This window comes from Pantoea sp. CTOTU49201 (assembly GCF_032054795.1).
GTDB lineage: Bacteria > Pseudomonadota > Gammaproteobacteria > Enterobacterales > Enterobacteriaceae > Pantoea > Pantoea symbiotica.
Genome location: NZ_DAMBSA010000352.1, coordinates 1 through 5027, shown reverse-complemented (window position 1 = coordinate 5027; position 5027 = coordinate 1). Strand labels below are relative to the sequence as shown.

Genomic DNA, 5027 nt, shown 5'->3' with positions numbered 1-5027 from the left:
ATTGAAGAGGTACGCGCGCGCGGCGGTTTGCTGTACGTGTTTGCCGATCAGGATGCCGGTTTCAGCGACAGCGATGGCATGAAAATCATCTCTCTGCCGCATGTAGAAGAGGTGATTGCACCGATCTTCTACACCGTGCCGTTACAGCTGCTCTCGTATCACGTGGCGCTAATTAAAGGCACCGACGTTGACCAGCCGCGTAACCTGGCGAAATCGGTTACCGTTGAATAAACTGCTATAAGAGTGGGCCTGCAATGGGCCCGCTTCATTTCTGCGCGCTGTCATATAACTGTCATATTTCGTACATTTCACTGTCATCAAACTGTCCTATTTTCCCTCCAGCAGCAATCACGACTCCTACTAAAATGGCATTGAGCCTGATTTTTTTAAATCCCCTGGAGGGAACATGACACTGATGCGTAGCACCGTAGCCCGAATCCTCGCCGCCACCTTCGCAGTAAGCGCGGTCTCTGCTTTTGCAGCAACCGATCTGACGGGCGCAGGCGGGACATTCCCGGCGCCGGTTTATGCCAAGTGGGCAGCCGAGTACCAGCAAGCCACCGGTAGCAAAATCAACTATCAGGGTATTGGTTCTTCAGGCGGCGTGAAGCAAATCATCGCTAAAACCGTCGATTTCGGTGCGTCTGATGCGCCAATGAAAGAAGAAGATCTGCAGAAAAACGGCCTGTTCCAGTTCCCTACCGTGATCGGTGGCGTGGTGCTGGCGGTTAACATCCCAGGTGTGAAATCAGGTGAACTGATTCTCGACGGTAAAACCGTGGGCGACATCTACCTCGGTACCATCAAAAAGTGGAACGACCCGGCGATCACTAAACTGAACCCAGGCGTGAAACTGCCAGATTCCAACATCAACGTGGTTCGCCGCGCTGACGGTTCCGGTACTTCATTCGTCTTCACCAGCTACCTGGCGAAAGTGAACGAAGAGTGGAACAGCAAGATCGGTAAAGGTAATACCGTTAACTGGCCGACCGGTCTGGGCGGTAAAGGTAACGACGGCGTGGCCGCATTCGTACAGCGTCTGCCGGGTTCAATTGGCTATGTGGAATACGCTTACGCCAAGCAGAACAACCTGACCTACACCAAACTGGTTGATGCCGATGGTAAAGCGGTAGCACCAAGCGAAGAGAGCTTTGCTAACGCCGCGAAAGGCGCAGACTGGAGCAAAACCTTTGCTCAGGATCTGACCTTCCAGAAAGGCAACGCAGCATGGCCGATCACCTCAACCACCTTCATCCTGATTTATAAAGATCAGGCGAATGCGGAGAAAGGTAGCGAAGTGCTGAAGTTCTTCGACTGGGCTTACAAAGGTGGCAGCAAAACCGCAACCGACCTGGATTATGCCGCGCTGCCAGAAAGCGTAGCTAACCAGATTCGTGCAGCGTGGAAAGCGAACATCAAAGATAGCTCCGGTAAAGCGCTGTACCAGTAACAGATTTACCTGGCCAGCCGAGACGGTTGGCCAACCCCAATGGGCGGCCTGCATGCCGCCCTGACATCCCCCTGAGAACAGAGAATTCTATGGCTGCCACTAAGCCGACGTTCAAAGCCCCCGGTAAACAAGGCGACATGATTTTCGGCGCGCTGGTGAAGCTATCCGCGCTTATCGTGTTGTTGTTGATGGGCGGCATTATCGTCTCCCTGATTTTCTCCTCCTGGCCAAGCATCCAAAAATTTGGTTTCTCTTTCCTGTGGAATAAAACCTGGGATGCGCCAAACGAACAATTTGGTGCGCTGGTACCGATTTACGGCACCCTCGTCACCTCGATTATTGCCTTGATCATTGCCGTGCCGGTGAGCTTCGGCATCGCGCTGTTCCTGACGGAACTGGCGCCAGGCTGGCTGCGTCGCCCGCTGGGCACCGCCATTGAGCTGCTGGCGGCGATCCCCAGCATCGTTTACGGCATGTGGGGCCTGTTTGTTTTCGCCCCGCTGTTCGCCGAATATTTCCAGACGCCGGTGGGCAACGTGATGTCGAATATCCCGATTGTCGGCACGCTGTTCTCTGGCCCGGCATTTGGTATCGGTATTCTGGCGGCGGGCGTGATTCTCGCCATCATGATCATCCCGTACATCGCCTCGGTGATGCGCGACGTGTTTGAACAAACGCCGGTGATGATGAAAGAGTCGGCTTACGGCATCGGCTGCACCACGTGGGAAGTGATCTGGCGCATCGTGCTGCCGTTCACCAAAAACGGCGTGATTGGCGGTGTGATGCTCGGTTTGGGCCGCGCGTTGGGTGAAACCATGGCGGTGACCTTTATCATCGGTAACACCTACCAGCTCGACAGCGCTTCGCTGTTTATGCCGGGCAACAGTATTACTTCCGCGCTGGCCAACGAATTCGCCGAAGCGGAATCCGGTGTCCATGTGGCAGCACTGATGGAACTGGGTCTGATCCTGTTCGTGATTACCTTTATCGTGCTGGCGATCTCCAAACTGATGATCCTGCGTCTGGCGAAGAGTGAAGGAGCCCGTTCATGACCGCTATTGAAGTTCAGGCTCGCGCTGAGCTGGAAGCCTCGCGCCGCAAAATGCAGGCGTGGCGCAGTACCAAAAACAAAATTGCCCTGACGCTGTCGCTGATGACCATGGCATTCGGTCTGTTCTGGCTGGTGTGGATTCTGTTCACCACCATTACGCGCGGCGTTGATGGTTTGAGCTGGTCGCTGTTTACCGAATCGACGCCGCCGCCGAATACAGCGGGCGGTGGTTTGGCGAACGCCTTAGTCGGCAGTGGTTTACTGATTTTCTGGTCGACGATCGTCGGAACGCCGCTTGGCATCATGGCCGGGATTTATCTGGCGGAATATGGCCGTAAACACTGGCTGGCGGAAGTGATTCGCTTCATTAACGATATTCTGCTGTCAGCACCGTCGATTGTGGTAGGCCTGTTCGTCTACACCATCGTGGTATCGCAGATGCAGCACTTCTCCGGTTGGGCCGGCGTAGTAGCGCTGGCGCTGCTGCAAATCCCGATTGTGATTCGCACCTCCGAAAACATGCTGCGTCTGGTACCCGACAGCATGCGTGAAGCGGCTTATGCGCTGGGTACGCCGAAGTGGAAGATGATTTCGGCAATCACCCTGAAAGCCTCGGTTTCCGGCATCATCACCGGTGTGCTGTTGGCCGTAGCGCGTATCGCCGGTGAAACCGCACCGCTGCTGTTTACTGCGCTGTCTAACCAGTTCTGGAGCACCGACATGATGCAGCCGATCGCTAACCTGCCGGTCACCATCTTTAAATTCGCCATGAGCCCGTTTGCCGAGTGGCAAAGCCTGGCGTGGGCAGGTGTGCTGATTATTACCGTGTGCGTGCTGCTGCTGAACATTGTGGCGCGTGTGGTTTTCGCCAAGGGCAAACACTAATTTCCCGGCGCGGCTTCGGCGGCGCTGCTTATGAGAGACGAGAATGAGTAACGTGACTTCATCAGCCGGTAAAATTCAGGTCCGTAATCTGAACTTCTATTACGGTAAGTTTCACGCGCTGAAAAACATCAACCTGGATATCACCAAAAACCAGGTGACCGCGTTTATCGGCCCATCAGGCTGCGGTAAATCCACTTTGCTGCGCACCTTCAACAAAATGTACTCGCTCTATCCGGAGCAGCGTGCAGAGGGTGACATCCTGCTGGATGGCGATAACATTCTGGCTTCCAATCAGGATATCGCCCTGCTGCGCGCGCGCGTCGGCATGGTGTTCCAGAAGCCGACGCCGTTCCCGATGTCGATTTATGACAACATCGCCTTCGGCGTGCGTCTGTTTGAAAAGCTGTCGCGTGCCGATATGGATGAGCGCGTGCAGTGGGCGCTGACCAAAGCCGCACTGTGGAATGAAACCAAAGACAAGCTGCATCAGAGCGGTTACAGTCTCTCCGGCGGCCAGCAGCAGCGTCTGTGCATCGCACGCGGCATCGCCATTCGCCCGGAAGTGCTGTTGCTGGATGAGCCTTGCTCAGCGCTGGATCCGATCTCAACCGGTCGTATCGAAGAACTGATCACCGAACTGAAGCAGGATTACACTGTGGTGATCGTGACCCACAACATGCAGCAGGCCGCGCGTTGTTCTGACCACACCGCTTTCATGTATCTGGGCGAGCTGATTGAGTTCAGCGATACCGATACCTTGTTCACTAAGCCCGCACAGAAGCAGACCGAAGATTACATCACCGGTCGTTACGGCTGATTCAGGAGACGCACATGGATAATTTAAATCTGAACAAACACATCTCCGGTCAGTTCAACGCGGAGCTGGAGCACATTCGCACGCAAGTGATGATCATGGGCGGCATGGTTGAGAAGCAGCTGATGGACGCTATCACCGCGATGCACAACCAGGATGGCGAGCTGGCGCGTCACGTGATCGACGGCGACCAGAAGGTCAACATGATGGAAGTGGAGATTGATGAAGCCTGCGTGCGCATCATCGCCAAACGCCAGCCCACCGCCAGCGATTTACGTCTGGTAATGGCAATCATCAAGACCATTTCTGAGCTGGAACGCATTGGCGACGTGGCGGAAAAAATCAGCCGCACCGCGCTGGAGAAGTTCAGCCAGCAGCACCTGCCGCTGCTGGTGAGCCTTGAAGCGCTGGGTCATCACACCGTGCAGATGCTGCATGACGTGCTGGATGCGTTTGCGCGCATGGATCTCAACGAAGCCATCAAAATCTACCGTGAAGATAAGAAGGTGGATAAAGAGTACGAAGGCATCGTGCGTCAGTTGATGACCTACATGATGGAAGACCCGCGCACCATCCCAAGCGTGCTGACCGCGCTGTTCTGCGCGCGCGCCATCGAGCGTATTGGCGATCGCTGCCAGAACATCTGCGAAATTATTTTCTATTTCGTCAAAGGTCAGGATTTTCGTCATGTGGGCGGCGACAAGCTGGATGAACTGCTGTCGGGCGACGACGGCAGCAATAAACCCTCTTGATTGACGCGTCGGCGGCCTGTTGCCACTGTGGCTGACGGGCTGCCTGCTTAAATTCTGTCTGTTCTCAGCGATTCC

Annotated in this window: 5 protein-coding genes and 1 pseudogene; all 6 read left to right on the top strand. The window is 55.0% G+C overall.

The features are described from left to right. Positions 1-231 (top strand): annotated as a pseudogene (locus RTY00_RS19740) (glutamine--fructose-6-phosphate aminotransferase); the annotation flags it as partial. A gap of 175 nt (positions 232-406) precedes the next feature. Next, the gene (pstS, locus tag RTY00_RS19735; protein WP_312665681.1) at positions 407-1450 is read left to right on the top strand and encodes a phosphate ABC transporter substrate-binding protein PstS; all 1044 of its coding nucleotides are present in this window, start codon (positions 407-409) and stop codon (positions 1448-1450) included. Positions 1451-1539: 89 nt separating this feature from the next. After that, a complete protein-coding gene (gene pstC / locus RTY00_RS19730) occupies positions 1540-2502 on the top strand; it encodes a phosphate ABC transporter permease PstC (RefSeq protein ID WP_061719978.1) in 963 nt (320 codons plus the stop codon). After that, positions 2499-3386, top strand: a complete 888-nt coding sequence (gene pstA, locus RTY00_RS19725; RefSeq protein WP_008106705.1) for a phosphate ABC transporter permease PstA — start codon at positions 2499-2501, stop codon at positions 3384-3386. The genes pstC and pstA overlap by 4 nt, the downstream gene beginning before the upstream one ends. A 43-nt stretch (positions 3387-3429) precedes the next feature. Then, complete coding sequence (pstB, locus tag RTY00_RS19720; RefSeq protein WP_007893584.1) at positions 3430-4203, top strand: phosphate ABC transporter ATP-binding protein PstB; 774 nt, start codon at positions 3430-3432, stop codon at positions 4201-4203. Between the two features lie 14 nt (positions 4204-4217). After that, positions 4218-4952 (top strand): phosphate signaling complex protein PhoU, encoded by a 735-nt coding sequence (gene phoU, locus RTY00_RS19715; protein WP_007893583.1) that lies wholly within the window; start codon positions 4218-4220, stop codon positions 4950-4952. Positions 4953-5027: the final 75 nt, after the last annotated feature.